This is a genomic window from Schlesneria sphaerica, assembly GCF_044336245.1.
Lineage (GTDB): Bacteria > Planctomycetota > Planctomycetia > Planctomycetales > Planctomycetaceae > Schlesneria > Schlesneria sphaerica.
Genome location: NZ_CP172346.1, coordinates 4,694,514 through 4,714,667 on the forward strand (window position 1 = coordinate 4,694,514; position 20,154 = coordinate 4,714,667).

At 57.7% G+C, this 20,154-nt stretch carries 14 protein-coding genes; 4 read left to right on the plus strand and 10 right to left on the minus strand.

All coding sequences use genetic code 11. The features are described 5' to 3' along the window. Positions 1 to 34: 34 nt before the first annotated feature. Positions 35 to 598, minus strand: coding sequence for a ribosomal protein S18-alanine N-acetyltransferase (rimI, locus tag ACGY09_RS17085; protein WP_373653772.1), 564 nt, complete (start codon positions 596 to 598; stop codon positions 35 to 37). Positions 599 to 952: 354 nt separating this feature from the next. Between rimI and ACGY09_RS17090 the strand changes: the two genes are divergently transcribed. After that, the gene (locus ACGY09_RS17090; protein ID WP_373653771.1) at positions 953 to 1,669 is read left to right on the plus strand and encodes a hypothetical protein; all 717 of its coding nucleotides are present in this window, start codon (positions 953 to 955) and stop codon (positions 1,667 to 1,669) included. Positions 1,670 to 1,812: 143 nt separating this feature from the next. Here ACGY09_RS17090 and ACGY09_RS17095 read toward each other — a convergent pair whose 3' ends face one another. From ACGY09_RS17095 to ACGY09_RS17135, 9 genes are all read right to left on the minus strand, one after another. Then, positions 1,813 to 2,955 carry a cysteine desulfurase family protein gene (locus tag ACGY09_RS17095; protein WP_397568674.1) on the minus strand — a complete coding sequence of 381 codons (1,143 nt, stop codon included), beginning with the start codon at positions 2,953 to 2,955 and terminating at the stop codon, positions 1,813 to 1,815. Then, positions 2,942 to 4,213, minus strand: coding sequence for a lactate racemase domain-containing protein (locus tag ACGY09_RS17100; protein WP_373653769.1), 1,272 nt, complete (start codon positions 4,211 to 4,213; stop codon positions 2,942 to 2,944). The genes ACGY09_RS17095 and ACGY09_RS17100 overlap by 14 nt, the downstream gene beginning before the upstream one ends. A 306-nt stretch (positions 4,214 to 4,519) precedes the next feature. Beyond that, positions 4,520 to 5,704: a hypothetical protein gene (locus ACGY09_RS17105; RefSeq protein WP_397568675.1), complete on the minus strand. Its 1,185-nt coding sequence runs from the start codon at positions 5,702 to 5,704 to the stop codon at positions 4,520 to 4,522. 316 nt (positions 5,705 to 6,020) lie between these two features. Beyond that, the gene (locus ACGY09_RS17110) at positions 6,021 to 6,902 is read right to left on the minus strand and encodes a cation diffusion facilitator family transporter (RefSeq protein WP_373653767.1); all 882 of its coding nucleotides are present in this window, start codon (positions 6,900 to 6,902) and stop codon (positions 6,021 to 6,023) included. 167 nt (positions 6,903 to 7,069) lie between these two features. Beyond that, complete coding sequence (locus tag ACGY09_RS17115) at positions 7,070 to 7,648, minus strand: hypothetical protein (protein ID WP_397568676.1); 579 nt, start codon at positions 7,646 to 7,648, stop codon at positions 7,070 to 7,072. A gap of 292 nt (positions 7,649 to 7,940) precedes the next feature. Continuing rightward, a complete protein-coding gene (locus ACGY09_RS17120; RefSeq protein ID WP_397568677.1) occupies positions 7,941 to 11,921 on the minus strand; it encodes a cobaltochelatase subunit CobN in 3,981 nt (1,326 codons plus the stop codon). Next, positions 11,918 to 12,265: a DUF2149 domain-containing protein gene (locus ACGY09_RS17125; RefSeq protein WP_373653764.1), complete on the minus strand. Its 348-nt coding sequence runs from the start codon at positions 12,263 to 12,265 to the stop codon at positions 11,918 to 11,920. The genes ACGY09_RS17120 and ACGY09_RS17125 overlap by 4 nt, the downstream gene beginning before the upstream one ends. Further along, positions 12,258 to 12,809, minus strand: coding sequence for a MotA/TolQ/ExbB proton channel family protein (locus ACGY09_RS17130; RefSeq protein ID WP_373653763.1), 552 nt, complete (start codon positions 12,807 to 12,809; stop codon positions 12,258 to 12,260). The genes ACGY09_RS17125 and ACGY09_RS17130 overlap by 8 nt, the downstream gene beginning before the upstream one ends. Before the next feature lie 42 nt (positions 12,810 to 12,851). Further along, a complete protein-coding gene (locus ACGY09_RS17135) occupies positions 12,852 to 13,862 on the minus strand; it encodes a DUF1559 domain-containing protein (RefSeq protein ID WP_397568678.1) in 1,011 nt (336 codons plus the stop codon). Between the two features lie 405 nt (positions 13,863 to 14,267). On the opposite strand from ACGY09_RS17135, the gene ACGY09_RS17140 reads away from it, so the two are divergent. The 3 genes from ACGY09_RS17140 (at position 14,268) to ACGY09_RS17150 (ending at position 20,101) form a co-directional block, all read left to right on the plus strand. Continuing rightward, positions 14,268 to 14,897 (plus strand): HupE/UreJ family protein, encoded by a 630-nt coding sequence (locus ACGY09_RS17140; RefSeq protein ID WP_397568679.1) that lies wholly within the window; start codon positions 14,268 to 14,270, stop codon positions 14,895 to 14,897. Positions 14,898 to 15,172: 275 nt separating this feature from the next. Next, positions 15,173 to 16,213 (plus strand): XylR family transcriptional regulator, encoded by a 1,041-nt coding sequence (locus ACGY09_RS17145; RefSeq protein ID WP_397568680.1) that lies wholly within the window; start codon positions 15,173 to 15,175, stop codon positions 16,211 to 16,213. Between the two features lie 261 nt (positions 16,214 to 16,474). Next, the gene (locus tag ACGY09_RS17150; RefSeq protein WP_397568681.1) at positions 16,475 to 20,101 is read left to right on the plus strand and encodes a class I tRNA ligase family protein; all 3,627 of its coding nucleotides are present in this window, start codon (positions 16,475 to 16,477) and stop codon (positions 20,099 to 20,101) included. The last annotated feature ends 53 nt before the right edge of the window (positions 20,102 to 20,154 follow it).

Consider the following 20,154-nt stretch of genomic DNA (forward strand, 5'->3'; position numbering starts at 1 on the left):
AGGGGATGACAGTGGTCATCCCCTTCTCGCGTGATCAGGCTGCTTCCGCGTCGGAGTCAAACCCGAAGGCCTGTTTCCGCAGCGTGAAGGGAATGATCTGGTCTTCGCAGGGGTACAATTGATAGTTCATCACGTAGGCATCCTCATCGGTGTCTTCGTAGTGACCACGAAGCACTGAGTTTGCCGACAGTCCCTGTCTCTTGAAAAACAACTGAGCAGGGAGGTTTGTTTCACGCACTTCCAGCGTGATTTCCTGCCGACGTTGCTGCGACAGCTTCGTCACCAGCTTCGCGACCATCTGCGTCCCGACTCCTTGTCGGCGAGCCCAGGGGGCGACGGCAAAATTGAGGACGTGAAGCTGCGACTTCAGCAGTTCATAGATCATAAAGCCAACGATGCGTTCCTGCCGTTCGGCAACCATCCCGATGCAGTTGCGTTGGCGAAGACAACACAGGAAATCTTCTTCGCTCCAGGCAAATTCAAAGCTCAGTCGTTCAATATCCAGAACTTCGGGCATGTCCCGACGGATCATCCAACGAATCTGAACGTCGCATTGCGGCCGACGCGAATCTGTTTTCGACGTATTCCCTGAGCTCATGCGGACCTCCTTGTCCTACTGATTGCTGGGGCCGCACACTTCCCCTACAGAATGCATGCGCGGGGTCGCAAAATAGCCGATGTCAAAGTTGGACGCTAGTCGAATTGCGGAAGAAAATTTGGCCGGATGGGGGCTCGGTTTTCCGAATCTCACCCGCTGCTGTACGAAGGTGGAGGTTCGGGTTCCCGGCACAAGACAGGGGGGCAGACTTCGGTCCTGCTCCTTCTGCCTGATGGCCTCATTATGTTAAAGTAGACTCTTCATGACGGTCATCATGGGCCAGTCTGTTTACCTTGCTTTGTCACCCTGCCGCACGATATTCCCCCTATTATTCCTCCATTATCTGGAATCCCAATGCCGACATTGGCGACGAAGTTTATCCCGATCCGATCGGCCTTTGAAACGACCCTCGCATCGGGGTTCAAAGCGGCTGAATTCTGGCTCGACTCCGCAGTCCTCGCCCAAGCGGATGAGATCTCCCAGGTGGCCCGCGAGTACCCCTTTCGCTACGCACTGCATTTCCCCAACAGCGGTCCCCTCTCAGCCGAGACGCTGCAGGCGACGGTGAATCTCTACCAGCGATTGAATGCGACGGCGATCATCATCCACCAGCCGATGTTCGACCGGTACGCCAAGGCGCTGCTCGATCTGTCACCCGATCTGGACCTGGCGATTGAGAATCACGTGCTGGATCTCAATCAGTTCGATCAATGGGCCGAGCGCAGTCCCGGGCTGACGCTGGATGTCGAGCACTTGTGGAAGTTCACCTTGCACGACGCCCCCTTTTCGACCTTGCTGGAGCACGTGGATCGTTTTCTGAACCGCTTCGCCAGCAAGCTTCAGCATGTTCACATGCCCGGATACACGCCGGGGCAGGACGAGCACCAGCCGATTCATTTCAATGAAGAACTTGCGTTTGAAGTGATCTCGCGACTGAACGCCCATGGCTTCAGCAAGCTGGTCGTCAGCGAACTGGCATCCGAGTTCCAGACACTTGAGTACCTGCAACGTGACGTTCAGATGTTTGATCGCTGGGCCGCCAAAGCGAAGATCCCGACGCACGCGACATAAGGGTATCGCGATCCTGCAACCAGTCAGGTGCATCGCGTGGCTTCCGTCAGGCCTCCCGGGTGCGCCGAGGCAGGCACAGACAATCTTGCGGCCGGTTCTGTTTCAGATCGCTGAATCAGGACCGGCCGATTCGCTTTGGCCGGTCAGCGCAGGTACTTCACCACTTCCGCGATCTTATTCGCGGCCGCTTCGATTTCGTCGAACGTGTTGAGGCGGCTAAGTGTCAGTCGCACCGCGGATCGGTAGAGATCGGGTTCCAATCCCATGGCCACGAGGACCGGCGTCGGTTCGATGGAACCGCTGGCGCAGGCACTCCCCAGCGAGCACGCGATTCCCTCCAGGTCGAGTGCCACGAGCAATGCTTCGCCGTCAACGCCGGGGAACGAGATATTCAGCGTGTTGGGCAACCGTTCTGCCTCCAATCCGTTGACGACGGCCGGAGCGGCCAGTTCCAGCAGACGGGATTGCAGTGTGTCCCGCAGATTGCGGACGTACGCTGTTCGTTCCTGGCACTCCTGATTCCACAGTTCCAGCGCCTTCGCCATTCCCGCGATTAACGCGACAGGTTCCGTTCCCGCCCGACGTCCGGATTCCTGACGGCCCCCCATCGCGAATCCGGGGGTCAGACGGACTCCCTCACGAATCAGCAGTCCCCCGACTCCTCGTGGTCCGTGAAACTTGTGCGCTCCGAAACTGAGGGTTGTTGCGCCGAGTTGGCGGAAGTTGACGGGCAGCTTGCCCACCGCCTGGACCCCATCCAGGTGAACCGCAAAGCCTTGTTGCGCGGCCCCCTGGAGAAGTGGTTCCACCTGCTGAATGACTCCGGTCTCGTTATGAGCGAGGATGACGGCAGCCAGTCGGACATGGGTTGAATCCGCGATCGTCGATTGCAGGCTCGCGGTTGAGAAGAGCCCCGAGCGTTCGACCGCAAGCGGTCTGATCTGCCAGCCCTGACGTTCCCGCAGCCGACAGGCTTCGAGATTGGAGGGATGTTCGCCCGGCGAGATCAAAATCGTTCCTGATCCATGGGACGTCAGTCCGAACACGGCCAGATTGTTGGCTTCGGTTCCTCCGCTGGTGAAGAGCAGTTCATCCGGGCGTGCACCCAGGATCGAAGCAATCTGTTCGCGGCTGTCTTCCAGGACACGACGTGCCTTGCGGCCGAGGCTGTGTCGACTGCTGGGGTTGCCGTACGTTTCGCGCAAGTGCCGCGCGACCGTCTCGACCACCTCGGGCAAGGGCTGTGTCGTCGCATTGTTGTCGAGATAAATTTCAGACACGTTCATTTACCGGAAGTAGGTTGCCAGCGGCATCGAATGCCATTTCCTGCGGTTCGCTCATCTGTTCAAGGTCCGGGCGACGGGAAATCTCGGGGAGGTAGGCCTCACTGACAAGGACTTCGGCCAGGTGCAGCGTATCCTGAATCTGAACGATCTTTGCATCCGGGGGTTCTACCAGACCGCACGTGTGCAGCGCCTGTTCAACCACCTCACGGTCGGTCTCGTACGCGATCGGAATCATGGCGGCTGTCGGATGCAGGCCGGTGACACAGTTGATCGCGGTAATCTTTCGGTCAATCGCATCCGCCGTGCGCTGGTTGGTGAATTCTGACAGGCCGATGCCTGTTGCGTTCCCATGGGTCTCTTCGGTCAGTCCCCGGACGAAGATCCGTTTGCAGCGGACGGTGTCACGGTCGGTTCCGGCATGGTCGTTGAACTTGCGTCCGACGACGTTCGTATCCAGTCCGGTTCCGCTGATATTCTTGCCGATACGATCGATGATGAGCAGATCAGTCGTCGGGAACGGGAGTCGCGGAAGCCACTGAGTCGCGAGCTTGAGCAGTTCCTTCTCACGCTCGAGGAACTTCGACGGTGGAACGGCTTCGATCAGTGCCGTTTCGTCGTAGGCATTTTCGACGATGGCCAGCCCACCGACGACGCGACACTTGGAAATCACTGACGCGGCGACGGCAGTGATAATTTCCATGAAGCTGTAATCGGCGATCGCTCGATGGTAGATCTTGGCCCCTTCGTGCTTCCCCAGACCGATCAGCATCATCTTGTGCAGGCCCGACTCGACCTCACCGACAAACCCGGTGTGCGGTTTCACCCGGCCGACAATCAAGACGTGATCGGCCTGGGAAGCGTGTTTGTCAAAGTGGACAGGAATTCCCTGCGGGGTCTTGTCGACGATGATGGTTTCCATCGACGCGCGAATCTCGCAGCCCATCAGTTCGGGCGTGATGCCGTAGTGCTCAAGCAACTGGGCCTGCCCGGCAGCAGTCCCCCCGCCGTGACTTCCCATCGCGGGAACGATGAAGGGTCGGGCCCCGATGCTCTTCAAATGGTCGATCACGGCCCGGGTCATCGTGCCGATGTGAGCGATACCGCGACTCCCCGCGGTGACGGCCACCGTCTGATCCGGACGGATTCGCTCATGTAGTTTGAGCGTCAGGAGCTGACGGGTGACTTCCGTCGTAACATCTTCTACACGGCGGGCATCAAACGTCTGTCGAACGCGAATCATTCGGGGCAATTGGGACATGCAGTGCCTGAGCCAGTTAAAAGGAGAACGGGTTGCGGAGGGCTGGGAGCGTTCCTCGACCGACAGCGCTCCAGAAACCGACGATGCAACCTCGGGAATAGGAAAAATACACAGGGTTGTTTTCCATTATCGTACTTCTTTCAGAATCCGATAGGGAAAGTTCACCGAACCCGCACGGCGACGGCTTGCGCTGATTCTTAACTGCAAAGAAAGCTTCCCTGCTGCGGGGGCAACACGGAAGTCAGGTCTCCAGGTCCTCATCTGCGGCCGCAGCGGCTTCTGACAGGAGAGGCGCTTGCAAAGAGATCAATTGACCCTGAGGTCGGGCAGGGCGGATTTCAGTTCTTCGATTCCGCGAGGGGTGATCGCCGTCGCCCCCACGCTGATTTGCTTGAGATTCTTCATCGTCTTCAGAATCTTGATGGCGGGATCGCCAATCTTCGGGCACTGGTCGATCAACAGGACCTCCATCGATTTCGAGCCCTGCAGAACTTTGAAACCGGAACCATCGATGCCGGAACAGCGTGAAAGGTTGATGTATTTCAGGTTCTTCATCCCTCGCGTGATTGTCGCGAACCCGATGTCGTTCATGTGAGGCATTTCCCCGATATTCAGCCGCTCAAGCGATTTGATGGAGCCGATCGCGACAGCCCCTTTCTCGGTGATCGGGCAGGCATAGACGCCCAGATACAGCAGATTCTTCAACCCGCCCCCTTTGGTGACTTTGGAAAGCGCTTCACAGGTAATCCGCGTATGCCCAATCTCCAGGTATTCCAGCGGTTCAACCTTACTGAGCGACATCAGGCCGTAGTCGGTAATGGCGTTGCGTGACAGTGTCAGTTCCGTCAGCGTTTTCGCGTTGCAGACCAGATCCAGCGCCGCGTCGTTCAGATTCGTTGAGTCGATATGGATGGCCTTCAGCGAAGGGAGATTCCCGATCGCCCGAAACCCGTTCATCGAAAGGGCACAGCGGGTCAGTTCCAGATGCTTGAGGTTCTGTAGTCCAGAAAGAGCGGCCACGCCGACGTCGGTGACACGGGTATCCGCCAGTGCCAGCACTTCCAGTGACGACAGGTTCCCCAGTTTCTGGCAAACTTCGTCATCGATCTGAGTCCGGTTGAGTCGTAATTGTCGCAGATTCGTCAGGCGCTCAATCGCCCCGAAGGCATTCTTGGTGACCGCGCTGTTGTCCGCATTGATCTCGGTGATGCGGTCGGTTCCCTCTTTCAGCGACGTGAGCTGAGTAATCGCGGCATCCGTCACCTCGGTGGGCTGCAGGGCATAGAACTTCGCGATGATTTCGTCAGGGCTTGGTTCCTGCGGTGCTGGCTGAACCGGGATCACGGGTGGAGCGGGCTGGACCGAGGTGGTAGGGGCGGCCTGGGGTTGCTGCTGGCCGGTGAGTTCTCCCCAGGTGGGAATTTTTCCGCAACCAGCCAGTCCTGCCGTTAAGCAGGCAGAGAGAACGGTAAGTAAAAATGAACCGCGCATCGTCAGCATTCCTTCAGGAGATGAGCATAGATGGGATGACGAACAAGACAAAAGATGTACCAAGTCAAACGAATCTGTAAGCAAAAGTAAACTGGCTTTATCCACCACCCCGAACGGCCGCCGAATCATGCCGTTTCTCACTTCCGCCCTGCGAGTGGTCACCAGGTTCCTGCACAAGAGGGCGGAACGGCCGAGCCGCCGGGAAGAAAGGTGGCCGGGGCGTGATGTGAATAAGGAGGAAGCGATCCTGGTCAGTATGTACGAACGAGTTCCGTTCGGCAGTGACAAACGCCGCGCGCCGGTTCCCCGTTTTTGGCTAACCGGGACTGGTGAAGGGTTCCATATGCACCAGCACATGGCGAACCTGGGGGAGGGCCTGCAGGATTTCGGCCTTCACTCGTCCTCCCAGGCTATGGGCATTGCTCAGGGGCATGGAGGGGGCTGCCTGCACGTGGATATCGACCAGATAGAACATTCCCGAACGGCGAACCAGCAGTTTCTCGATCGCCAGCACCTCCGGCACCCGCTCTGACACCGTTCGAACCGACTGGACGATCTCGTCGCCAGGGGACGCGTCCATCAGGTCACGCAGAGCCGAACGAAGAATTCGGACGCCATTGAACGCAATGACGGATGTGGCGAGCAGGGCCGCCCAGTCATCGGCGTGTTCCCAACCGGGTCCACCCAATAAGGCGATTGAAATACCAAAGAACGCCGCCGTGGATGTGATGGCGTCACTCAGGTGGTGCCAGGCATCCGCCTCGATGGCTCCGCTTCCTGTTTCGACACCCACCGCGTGGACCCGCCGGGAGACCAGCCATTTGACTGTCACCACGACGGCCAGGACGAATAGAGTCCAGGGGGCTGGCATGTGGTGCGGCGTACGGATTTCCCGCACTGCTTCAATCGCAATCCCAATCGCGGTACCGATCAACATGAGAGCCACCACAGCCGTCGCCAGCGTTTCCGCACGTCCGAAACCGAACGGAAATTCGTCCGTGGGATCACGCCGGGCGATCTTTAATCCGCTCATCACAATGATCGATGAAAAGACATCACTGCCCGATTCGACCGCGTCTGCAATCAGGGCGTAGGAGTTACCGATCACGCCCGCCAGCAGTTTCGCCATGGCGAGCAGCGTATTAATGAGGATCCCCAACTGGGCAGCACGAATGCCCTTTTCTGCCATGTCGGTCATTGCTGAAAGTTACCATCGTTCAGAAGTGGAAAATTGCGATCGTGGACAAAACCTGGAGACCAGACGTTCTGATTGCGGGTGAGGAAAGGATCGTTTTGGTACCGCTGTCGCGTTGGTTCTGCCGTGAAGCACAGTACATCCGTCAAAGGTCTGCTGCTCTCTCCAAGTCAGGGTGAACGGGATTCGACCCATTCTTTCATCGCTGACCCGACGGTGACCTGGCCAATTCCCTTGAGGCTGAGTTTCGACATCGAACGGAGAAGTTTAGTCAGCCGTGAATCGCCGTACGACGCCCAGAGCATGACTTCATCGACAGATTCCGTGCCGGCCGGGTGGTTGAGTGCGGGAAGCCGGGTTTTGAGTCGATCGAGAATTTCTTTCTTTCTCGTGCCATTCGCGGCAAACCGCAGCAGGCGTACGACGACCATCCCGTGGTAGGTCTTCAGATCGCGATCGAGGAATTCGAATAGCACTGGTAGTCCAGATTCACCGGATTGATAGAGGATCTCGACGAGTGCCTCGAACCACAACCGCTCCCAGCCCTCCTTCCACTTGAGTGCGCCAGCGGATTTGGCAGAGAGAGGGGGATACCACCACTCGGGAAATCGACTGAGGTCTTCTGGCGTCAATTGCATCGCGAGCTTCGCCGCGGCAGCGATCAGTTCGGAGGGGATGGACGAACAACCGTCGTCATCGCCCGCTTGCACGACGACTTGAGCAATCCGTTCTTTCAGCGTTGCAGACATGACAGGGCCTTTGTGCGGAAGAAGCGAAAGAGCCTGACGGCTCGATTCACGGTCTGCTTGCGAGCCGGCGTCCGATTGTGACGCTTTCCCGGTGGTTTGGAAAATGACGGACAATCAGGATTCGTGAGCAGCAGTCTCGTCCGCCGATTTCGGCACTTATCGCATCGAGGCAGGATTGAGGAAGCCGCGAGTGCCGTTCAACAGGGACGCGAGCCCCTGCAGCCGTTTATTGCACGCATTCAATGCACTGAGTCCCGTCATTTCACGGATCCACTTTCGGGATGCGGGAGTTTCAGCCGGCCCGCTTCAGCCGCGCGACGGCCCCTGTCATGACGGGGGACAGGGTGAGCGAGAGAATCAGCGCCCAGGGGGTAGCTGGCACAGGGGAAGGATCACTCTGGATCTGGATTTCAGACTGCGTCTCTTCCATCAGATAGCCGCTCACCTGTGAGTTCTCGGGTGAGCTGCCGTCATTGGACTTGTCGCGGTTGGCCGGGTCGTGCCAGGCGGCTTTGTCGGTTTGCCGTTCTGTCAGTCGCTGTTCGAGTTGTTTCCCGGTCGCCGTTTCGACCTGACGCAACCATTGAGCGATCAGTTCCGGATCAAGTCCGTCGGCAGTCTCCGCGATCCCCTTTGTGAACGTCTGAAGTTCGGGGTTGTCGCAGGTGAGCGTGTCACAGGCGACGCCATTTTCGACGACACTGGTGACATAGATTTCGGCCAGTTCCTCACGTGTTTTCTGGTCGGGATCCCAGTATCCCTTGCGAACAACTTCCAGTAAGCGTCCCGCCATCCCCTCGCGGGCATGGGGATTGTGAGCGTGAAAGAAGTCTTCGAGTTTGAGATCGTAGCGATCTTTCAGCCAGACTTCGTGCAGTTCCTGCCACTTCTGCGGCCCGACTGTCTCGGGGTAGACTACCTGCCAGCCCCACAGGTATTCCGTACTTTTCCAGACTTCGCGTGCCCCGGCGTATCCTTCCTGCTGCATCCCTTTGATGTACTCGGGGTTCAGCAAACGCGAGCGAAATTCCTGTCCGAGAAAGCGTTCAATCGGTTCATGTCGTTCCCGACCGGGTGTCCTCAGATCCGTCACCAGCATCGGGGGACTCTTGCCGCCATCGACTCGGCGGACCCCCAGCGCGATACTGCCGCCGTAGCCGAAATAGTCATCGTTATCCAGTGTCGCATAGAGTTTGCTTGAACGTGTATGGACGATCCGCTGCGTGCCGGCCAGTGCGGCACGAAACTCGGTCTCCATACTCTGCCCCCAAGTCCCTTGTCCGTAGCCATGCCCCATCCGCCGGATGTAGTTGTCGGCAACTTGGTCTTCCGTGTCCCACGAACCGCTGGCGGATGCCATTGCGGCCAGCTTGCTGTCATGCATGCCGCTCGGTTCTGCGAAGAAGCGAATGCGGGCTCTGGTTCGGGCTTCGTCACCGCTCATCCCACCTGCTACGAGTTCGGCGGTCAGTTGTTCGATGTGTGCGCGGATCGGGTTGTCGGTCTCGGGGGAATCTGCCGCCAGTTGCACGGCTTGATCAAACAGTTCCACCAGCACGGGAAACGTGTCGCGATAGAGGCTGGTTCCGTGCATGACGACATCGACACGCGGACGCCCGAGTTCTTCGCGGGGAATCAGTTCCAGACCGGAAACTCGTCCCTGCTTGTCCCGTTTGGCCCGCACACCCACCAACGCCAGAGCCTGGGCTTCCTGAACGCCGGCATGGCGGATGGTTTCGACCCCCCAGACCTGCAGCGCAAACTTCTTCGGCCACTGACCTTCGCTGGAATGAAATTCATCGACGAGTCTGGCGGCGAGCTGATTTCCCAGCGTTTCTGCCGTGACTGCGGGAATGGTCCGAGGGTCAAATGCGTAGAAATCCCGTCCGGTGGGCAGGGCTGCGGGATTGCGGACGGGGTCGTTACCGGGACCGGGGCGGATGTATCCCCCGCCCAGTCCATGGAGCAGGGCGGCCAGCTCGGCAGGGCCGCTGTCGGTCAGGTTTTGTCGGCCCGTGGAGGCCGTTTTCTCGTCGTGTGCTTCACGGATCAGATCGACAAATCCATTCAACCGCTCGTCGATGGGAGAAACCCCGAACGTGTGCATGCCGAAAGGAATGCTCTGGGCCTGAATCTGTTCCAGATAATCCTCCAGCGTGCTGATGCGCCGTTCTGCGTCGGGATGACTGCGATCCGCTTCGCTCCACCCGCGATCGGCAAGATCCTTATCGAGCCCGCGGAGGACGACTTCAGCGTCGATGCTGGCTTGCGCCTGAGCGACCGTTTCGCCACCGGTTGCGCGCGCATCTCGCCAGCGTTGAATGAGTTCCTTAAGTGACTGCAGTTCCGGGGGAAGGGAACTTGTCCCCAAGGCAGGGGTCAGATGATCAATAATGGTCGCGGCACCTCGTCGCTTGGCCACGATTCCTTCCCCGATGTCGTCCATGATGTAGGGATAGAGGATTGGCAAATCCCCCGCGAGGACTTCTCCCGCGTCGAATCCGGCCAGACCTGATTCCTTACCGCTCAGCCACTCGTGCGTTCCATGAGTGCCGGTATGAATGACGGCATGCGCTTTGAATTCCTTCTGCAACCACAAGTACGCCGCGATGTACTGGTGGTGGGGTGGCAGGTCCTGCGTCTGGTAGAGTGCGGCGAGGTCCTGTGTTCGACCCCGGTCAGGCTGAACCAGCAGAACAATGTTTCCCAGTTCAATCGTCGGCAGCACCAGATGAAGTTCACCACCGAGCCGGGTGGTCATGATGTCGGCTGTTTCGGGGCGTCCCCAATGCTTGGTCACGTCGTCACGAAAGCGGCGTGGCAACGCGTCGAACCAGGTCTGATAGGTTGAGACAGGGATCGTCACCACACCACCTGCGTCGATGAGCCGTTCAAGTTCACCCGGTGCCCAGCGCGCGATATTACGTCCCCGATCAACGACCCGTTTTTCGATCTCAACGGCGTCGGAAAAGTTCTCGACTTGATAGCCGGCATCCCGCATCGACTGCAGCATGACTGGAATGCTACGGACAACATTCAGGTAACTGGCTCCGACGTTCTGCTTGCCCGGCGGGTAGTTCCAGTACATCAGAGCAACGCGGCTCTCAGCGGGTGGCGTCCGACGCAATTCGCTGAGAGCCCGGGCGCGCGCTGCCACACGAGTGACACGTTCGGCAATCGGCTGGGCCTCGACCCCACTGCGAGTCGGCTCAAGTCCGGCGACGACATTGTGTGGCGCCAGACCGAGCAGTTCCGGGACGGCTAGTTGCCACGCGACTTCCCCTGTGGTCAGACCTTGCGAGCTGTCACGCCACTCGTCGACCGTTCGGCCATAGATGCGGATCGCGTTGATGATCGGGACATCCAGTTGCGACAGGGTCGCCTCGGCCTCTTTATCGGTGAACTTCAGATGCAACGAGATGATGGCATCAATTCGAGGTTTGCCCGCTTCGTCGAGCAAGAGCTGTCGAATGGCCTTGCTGGCAGGTTGACCAAAACAGACGACCGGCTGAATTCCCTGCTGCTGGCACGCATCGGCGATCGCTTTCGGAACGGCCAGGACTTCACGACGGGCTCGCGTGGCAAAGTCGAGAATGGCGACAGATGGCCGGGTGGGGTCGAACTTCGTGAGCACCTGCCACTCGGACCATGTTTCGACCAGTCGAGGTTCCCCCTCGATCCAGGCGACATAGCCTTGCTCCGGCCGTTTCACCGGAGGAGCCACTTCCAGATCGAGATAGCCCGCATACCGCTTGAGAACCAGCCGCAGCATTTGCTCAACGTCGGATGGTCCCCCTTCTGACCAGTAGGGTTCGACGAGATCGTCCTGCTTCAGACCGAACTGCGTCAGCGTACTTTCGTTGATGGCTGGACCGCTGGGACCAAAAGCCAGCCGCGTCCGCGCGTGCGATTCCTGAATGATCGGCTCGTTGGCCGTGACCCACTTCGCTTCGAGTAATTCCACCAGCAGCAGATCGGTTTGAGGAACTTCCGCGTCGGCGACAGTGTTCCCCGGCGAGCGAACTTGAAAACTGACTTCGCGGGCCAGACCAGGATCGCTGGAGAGCAGACGGTCGATTCCCCGGTTGAGGCTTTCCACTGCCGGGTCAGAACAGATGATGAGGATGGAAACCGAGCGGGGTGCAGGCCGCGAACGGACTTCCAGCCCGAACCAGATTCCGGCACTCAGGAACAGCGTTACCAGAAAGCCACCGGCAGCGAACTGAGTCCACGAGCGGTCAAAAGGCTTTCCGTCTGAGGGGGCGTCGCTCACTCTTTACTCTCGGGTACGTAAATCACTGTGCCATCCGCCAGGCGATAGGCAACACCGAGGCGGGTTCCGTCACCGGAGCCGACTTGTTTCGTCACTCGTCTGACAGTCGTTTTCTGGCCATCCTTCACGACCACCTCAAGGCTTCCATCCGCCTGTTCAGTGGTGATGGTGACCTTACTGTCGGGATCGAACATGGCGAGCAGGTTGAGAGCGCTGATCAGTGCGACCAGAAAACCCAGGGCGAATACGATTCCGGTGTCGAACAGATTGGCGACCCCCGCCAGCGGGTCATCTTCGCCGCCACCTCGCAGCAGTCCCAGTCCCGAGCGGGAATTTCTACGCATCGTGTTGCTCCAAAGCATGGCGGATCTCGGCCAGATCGAGGCGATACCAGCGTTCCTGCGCGCTGGAAATAATCCAACCGAGTGAACCCGAAAAGAGCCCCAGTACTGTTGTTCCGAACGCCAGAATCAACCCGGCCGAGAGCGCCTTGAGATTATTCTCTGCCAGGGCCATCAGTGCCGGACCGAGCGGGATCAGCGTACCGGCAAGACCGAGGGCTGGGCCGACGCGGATCCAGAAGCGAGCCTTGTCGACGGTTGCCGCCAAGGCGGATTCGGTTCGGTCCAGGGCCAGCCAGGCCGAGCAATCAGGGTCGCTGTTTCGCTGCCGAATGTATTGGGCAATCCCGGTGCGTCGTTTCATCACGGGAGGAGGCTCGAGCGGGTCTGACAGGGCTTTCGCTGCACCTCGCCGCTGCAGACCTTCGACGACAAACCCGCCGAACAGAAACAGCGTGTGAATCACCCCGAGGATTAACAGAACGCAGCATGGCCAGAGTAAGAAGTTCGAGAACTGGTAGATAACGGCCTGAATCGTGTCGAACATATTTTTCCAGAATTCCTGAAAACGAACCCCCCAGCGTCATCCTTAGAATTCTGAGATGACTTCTCCACCGTTGCTGGTGATCAGACTAATGAGCATCGGTAGCGAGGTCGATGCACCCAGACTGCGGACAGAGCCATCTCCCATGAGCGCATTGGCTATCCCGGTATGGAATGAGTAGATCTCACTGTCATTGGAACAGTTAATTGCGCAAGGACCGAGCGAATTGGTGTAACCGTTAGGTTGGGCGCCATCGATCAGGAAGCCTTTGTTATGGCTGGCCCAAACTCCCCCCGTGGGGAAAGGTTTGGTGGCGGTGGTCCCCCACGTTTTTGGCGACCCCTCTGGTACCAGGACACCTTTCTGGTAAAGCTGAGGACGACTACCGCATTCCGAGACCATGACGGTATTGGAGAGCCCATCCGTGACCGAGGAAAGTGGTGAGACATCCCTGCGGAGAACTCCAAGGTTGGTATTGTCGGAAAACTTGGGATTCAGTGTGTTGTTCAGAGCCGAGCTGACACCTGCAATGTTGGCGTAGTCGGTGACCCCTCCGTAATAAAAATTGCGCGGGGATGTGGCGAAGGTCGCAGTTGGGCTGGCATCCGGGTAATAGATCAGCGATGTCCATTCAAACCCGGTCCGAGTCATCGCAGAGGGGCAGCGAAACGCGGGAATGTTCGACTCCACTGCAAGAATATTGTCATCGTCATGCCAATCGAGGCTGACATTGTACAAGTTGTAGACGTTCGCCTGATCGATGTGCGGGAGAATCGCGGTATACCAGCTATAGCGGCGGTCCTTCCAGTGGGGACCGGCATACGGCTGCAGCGAATGGGTTGGGAAGACCTTCCATGTCGATTCATAGTTATGCAGGGCCAGGCCGATCTGCTTCAGATTGTTCTTGCACTGAGCCCGACGAGCCGCTTCACGAGCCTGCTGCACTGCGGGAAGCAGCAGAGCGATCAGCACGGCGATAATGGCGATGACGACTAACAACTCAATCAGGGTAAATCCTGATTTTATCGATTTTCCGGCCTGCTGGCGTGGACTCATGGCAACCTTGCTGATGCTATGCGAATGTGAATTCGATTGGTGTGATCTATCTAACGAGTGTCGCCATAAGGCATCCATTTATTGCTCAAATTACATCGGTGAAAAACCGGCAGCCACGTCGCAACTCACGGATTTGGTTTCATTGACATCGACCGAAGCGTCTGCCATCGGGTTAGCCAGGCGCGTAGTACGTTACCGCGGCCGTATGACACATTGAATGTGATTTTTTGCAGAATCATTTGTGTTTTTTCACAATGCCGCATCAACTGTTGAAACGGCAATAATCTTTGGCACAATCTAGCTGGAATGCCGCCTCATAACCGCATTTTGACGCAAGTTTGCGTCAAGGAATCGAGCTGAGGCCGCAATTTGCATGAGTTCATAGTCGCTTTCCAGGGGCCCGCCATGTTTTGCCGTTTGAGAATTTTTGCACTCGCGTTGTTGCTGGCGATGTACGCGACACCAGTTCAGGCTCATCCCCACCACAGTCACACGAATTTTCAAAGCTTCTCACAAACGGTTCCCGATCATGGTTTCTGGTCCGGAGCGGTCCATCCGTTTACAGGGATTGACCACATGCTGGCGATGGTGGCAGTCGGTGTCCTCTCCGTTCAGGTTGGAGGACGGGCGCTATTCTGGGGACCGTTGAGTTTTCTCGGCGGTGTTTCGCTGGGAGGGTTGCTCGGATCGTTGTTTCATCTTTCACCGGGCGCGCAGGCGGCGATTTGCGTCTCACTCATTTGTATGGGAATGGCACTCGCATTCAGACGGGTTCCTCCGCACGTGTATCTGTTTGCCGTGTTCGCCTTTTTTGGTGCTTTTCACGGGATTGCCCATGGAGAAGGGAAATTTGTGACTGGGCAAGATATGGATTACATGGTCGGTTTTGTCGCTGGGTCGGCCGCACTTCATGCAGTCGGGTTGGCAATCGGAGTTGTTTTTAAGCAAAGTCAGAACACGCTTGTGGCAAACATGGCACGGGTTTCCGGTGCGGGTATTGCTGCTGCCGGGTTGTTTCTGATGTTCATGTCCTGAAGTCTCAGGACGTGAGTATTTGCCGCGGACCAAAGTTCGGAGTGAATCGCTCGGGCGTTTCTGGCTGCTTTCAAATTCGACTCCGGGGCTTGCGGCGTTGGGAACGATCGGCTTTGACGTTTGGATCGTGCGCTGGCTCTCCGTCCTCGTGACCTGGTGTTATGGCCAATCAAAGAGTTCTTCGTCGAGTGCTTCTCTTAATTGAAGCGCCCACTGCATTTACATTGAAGCTGATTCGGGGGGTGACCTCATACAGTCAGTCGCACGGACACTGGATGATGACGCTTCGGGAAGGCCGTTCGTCCGACCTGCTGCCGCTGCTGGACGATCTGTCCTCCTACGATGGTGTGATTGCGCGAATCGAGTGTGGGGACATCCATCAGCGAATCAAGGCGTCGTCACTCCCCTTCGTAAATGTCAGCGGCACCAATTTTGACCCTCAGGTCCCCTGGGTCACGATCAATCATGAGTCGGTGGTTCGACTGGTGGTCCAGGAGTTTCGTAACAATGGCCATACCCACTTCGCCTTTTTCGGACCAGTTCGACGCGCCTGGAGCTGCCAGCGTGAGACCTGCTTTCAAAAACTGATTGCCGAGAAAGACCTCGCCTATTGCGGCACGTTTTTGACTCATCCCGAGAAAGCCGGGGATGAAGCGGAGTTACAGCGGATTCAGGATTGGATCACCAGTCTTCCCCATCCTGTGGCCATCATGTCGGCCAACGACGTCTGCGGAAATCTGCTGCTCCGATGCTGCCATGCAGCAGGGCTTTCCGTTCCCAATCAGGTTGCCGTGATCGGGGTGAACAATGACGAATTGCTGTGTGAGTTGAGCTATCCCACGTTGACGAGCGTCTCGACCAACACCGAGAAAATCGGTTACGAGTCTGCCGAGATTCTGAGCCAGTTGATGTCCGGGAAAAACGGATCGTCAAAGCCCGTTCGGGTGGAACCACTGGGGATCGAATCCCGTCGCTCGACCAACAGCGCAGCGGGAGCGGATCCCTTCGTGGGTCTCGCCTTCCGCTTTATCCAGCAGCATGCCTGTGATGGTATTAACGTCGAGGATGTGCTGAAACTGGTACCCATGTCACGAACCGCTCTGGAGACGGCATTTCGTGAATTTATTGGCCGCAGTCCCCATCACGAGATCACCCGAATCCGGATGGAACGAGCCCGTCGAATGCTCGCCGAGAGCGAACTTCCGATCGCGGATGTCGCCCGACGTTGTGGATATTCGACCGTTGATTACTTCAGTGCCGCATTCAAACGGAAAGAGGGAGTTTCCCCGTCGGATTTCCGTCGCATGAAGATGTGACAGGCGGGATGCAGGTAGAAGGTCGATCCCAGTCTGGCCCGGCAAGAGATGCCCTTCGCAGAAAATTCTCACGCTGGGAACTGTCGGCCATTGCGACGGTTGGAGGCGGAAATGGGCTAGGGAGCCGCATTTTTCCGATTTTCCGCGATCGGTCCGGATTCGGCTGACTTTGTGAAGCGGTCGTGGTGCGGATACAACTCTGGTTCCAGACCGATCATCCTGGTTATCGGTTTTTTGTGACGGCAAAGGATTTTGAAGATCATGTTTCAAAAAGTAGGCGACGCGGAGTTTGTTCGAGGTGAGCATGAAGTTCTCAAGCTTTGGAACGAACGATCGATTTTCGCCAGATTGAGACGCCAGATCGCCGGCAAAACTCCCTGGAGCTTTCTGGATGGGCCGATCACTGCCAATAACCCCATGGGTGTGCACCACGCCTGGGGACGAACATATAAAGACACGTTTCAGCGTTACTGGGCGATGAACGGCCGTGATCTGCGCTACCAGAACGGTTTCGACTGTCAGGGACTCTGGGTCGAAGTCGAAGTGGAGAAGCAGCTGGGTCTCGGCGCGAAAAGCCAGATCGAATCGTTCGGAATTGATAAGTTCGTGCAGGCCTGTAAGCAGCGGGTCCTGAAGTACGCCGCGATCCAGACCGAGCAATCAATCCGCCTTGGTTACTGGATGGAATGGGACGATCCTGACCAGTTACGAAAACTGGCCGAAGCGATCGGTACGGACCAGGTGGTGGAGTTCACTCCGCCAAAACAGCCGGCTGCCGTCATCAAGGATCACGCCGAGGCGATTGTTGCCAAACTGGGAAATCCCGACTGGGGGGGGAGCTACTTCACGTTCTCAACCGAGAATAATGAGACGATCTGGACGTTCCTCAAGAAATGTTTCGAACGTGGTAAGGTCTATCGCGGACACGATGTGATGCCCTGGTCTGGTCGGGGCGGTAGTGCCTACAGCCAGATGGAAGTCGCCGACGGCCGCAAGCTGACGGTCCATCGCAGTTGCTTCGTCCGGTTCCCGGTGCTGCGCAACGGGGCGGCTCCCGCAGTGGGCGAAAAAGACCAGGAATACCTGCTGATCTGGACGACGACCCCCTGGACGTTGACCAGCAATGTCGCGGCGGCCGTGAATCCCGATCTGGACTACGTGAAGCTGCGATCCAAACGGGACGGCGGAATTTACTACTTCGCCAAGGATAACCTCGATTTCCAGCGTCTGGCGAAAGAGTTCAAGGAAGGTTTCGGACGACCCGAGTGGACGTGGCCGCAGGGAGTTCCCAAGCTCAAGACGATCGGTCAGTTCTTCAAAGAGATCGGCGGGTACGAGATCGAAGGGACGATCAAGGGGGCGGAGATGATCGGCTGGCAATATGCCGGTCCGTTCGATGATCTCCCTGCGCAGTCCGCCTCGGGGGGTGTCCCGTTCGATCCTAAGCTGGCCGATAAGTCGGGCGTCATCTGTCACCGAGTCATCGATGGCGGACGCGACTTCAAGGGGAATGCAAACGTTGTCGCGGGTGAGGGAACAGGCATTGTTCATATCGCTCCCGGTTGCGGTGATGTCGACCATCAGCTCGGCGTGGCGACGGGACTCGTCGGGATTGCGCCCCTGGGCGAAGACGGTCGCTTTATCGAAGGCTTTGGCGAGTACACCGGACGCGAAGCGACCGATCCCGCCACGATTGATCTGGTACTGACGCGATTGAAAGAAAGGCACTTGCTGGTTGCGGACGAAAAGTATCCGCACATTTATCCGTTCTGCTGGCGAACCGGTGATGAACTGGTGTTTCGTCTGGTCGATGAGTGGTTCATTGATATGGACTGGCGTGACGAGATCATGCAGGTCACGGACAAGATCCGCTGGCTTCCCGACAGTATCCAGGGGGGCGAGCGTGAACGTGAATGGCTCACGAACATGCGCGACTGGATGATTTCCAAGAAGCGGTTCTGGGGTCTGGCGCTGCCGATCTGGATCAATCCCGAAGATCCAACTGATTTCGAAGTCATTGGATCCCTGGCAGAGCTGAAAGAGCGCGCCGTCGAAGGCTGGGACGAATTCGAGGGGCACACCCCGCACAAGCCGTGGATCGACCTGGTCAAAATCCGTAGCCAGAAAACCGGCGCGACGTTGTCACGAATTCCGGACGTGGGGAATCCCTGGCTGGACGCGGGAATCGTGTCGTTCAGTACGTTGGGTTTCAACACTCATCCCGAGTACTGGCGGAAGTGGTACCCCGCTGACTTTGTGACAGAATGCTTCCCCGGCCAGTTCCGTAACTGGTTCTATTCGCTCCTTTCCATGGGAACGATGATGAACTGGGATCGTACGCAGGATCCGGAAGAGAAGCGGCCGTTCAAGACCCTGCTGGGGCACCGGCTGGTCATGAACGAAGCGGGCAAACCGATGCACAAGTCGGACGGAACCGCGATCTGGTTCGAGGAAGCGGCCGAGCAGATTGGCGTTGATACCATGCGCTGGATGTATCTGGCGCAGAATCCCGCTTCCGATCTGCGGTTCGGAACAAGGCATCCCGATCAGCCTGTGACGCTGGAAACGCCCGTGGGGACTACGGATGTGACCATTGACGGTGTCAAAACGCATCTCGTCACGAGTGCTCCCGCGGATGAGACGCGGCGAATGGTGCTGATCCCACTGTGGAACAGCTACGCATTTTTCGTGAACTATGCCCGGCTGGACGAGTTCAATCCACAGGCCCCTCTTGTCCCTGTTAGCGAGCGGCCGGAAATCGATCGCTGGCTCTTGTCGAACCTGCAGGCCCTGATTGGCGGGATGCGAGCCGCACTGGAAGACTACAACACCCCCGAAGCGGCACGACAGGCGGCGGCATTCATCGACGATCTTTCGTCGTGGTATATCCGCTTGAACCGACGTCGTTTCTGGCGGTCGAAAGACGCAGGAGACAACGACAAACTCGCCGCCTACCAGACGCTGTATGAAGTGCTGACGACACTGACCAAGCTGCTGGCCCCGCTGATTCCGTTCTTGTCCGAACGGATGTACCAGAACCTGGCAGGTGTCTCGAATGGGGACGGTGCAACGAGTTCGTCGGTCCCTGATTCGGTACACTTGTGCGAGTATCCTCAACAGGACGCTTCCAAGCTGGATCTGGAGCTGAATAAGCGGATGGCGGCCGCGCAGACTGTGGTGCGACTCGGACACAAACTGCGTGACGAGGCCGATCAGCGAGTTCGGCAACCGCTTCAGGAACTGCGCGTCTCGACCAGTAGTCCTGATCAACAGGAAGCGATCAAGCGACTGACGGATCTGATTCGTGATGAGCTGAACGTGAAGGTGGTCTCGATCTGTGAATCGCTGGCTGACATCGTTAAGTACGTTTACAAGGTCAACCTGAAGACGCTGGGGCCACGCTACGGCAAGTTGCTGAACTTCCTGAAGGAGAAACTGCCAACGGTCGATTCCGAGACTCTGGCTCCGCTTCGCTCGGGGCAGACAATTACGTTGACACTCGATGGGCATGAAATCACGCTCAACCCGGAAGACGTTCAGGTCGGGACCGAGCAGGCCACCGGATGGGTGTGTGCCGATGACCGTGGAATCCAGCTCGCCCTGTCGACCGAATTGACACCGGCCCTGATCCGAGAGGGGATGGCTCGCGACTTCATTCGTCAGGTACAGCAACTGCGCAAAGATGCGAATCTCGAAATCGAAAGTCGTATCCGCGTGCAGTACGCCAGCGACGACCAACAGGTCGCCGAGGCTCTGGTTGAGTGGGGTGATCTGATTCGCGGAGAGACGCTGGCGGACAGCCTCGATCGGACGGAAACCCTTCCCGCCGAGGTTTCGCCCGTGACGGTGGGAGATGTCAAAGTCTCGATCCGCATCGAAACAGTGTAGTGGAATGGAAGAGATCCCGGTGTTCGGCACACGACACGGGGATCTCGGTGAGT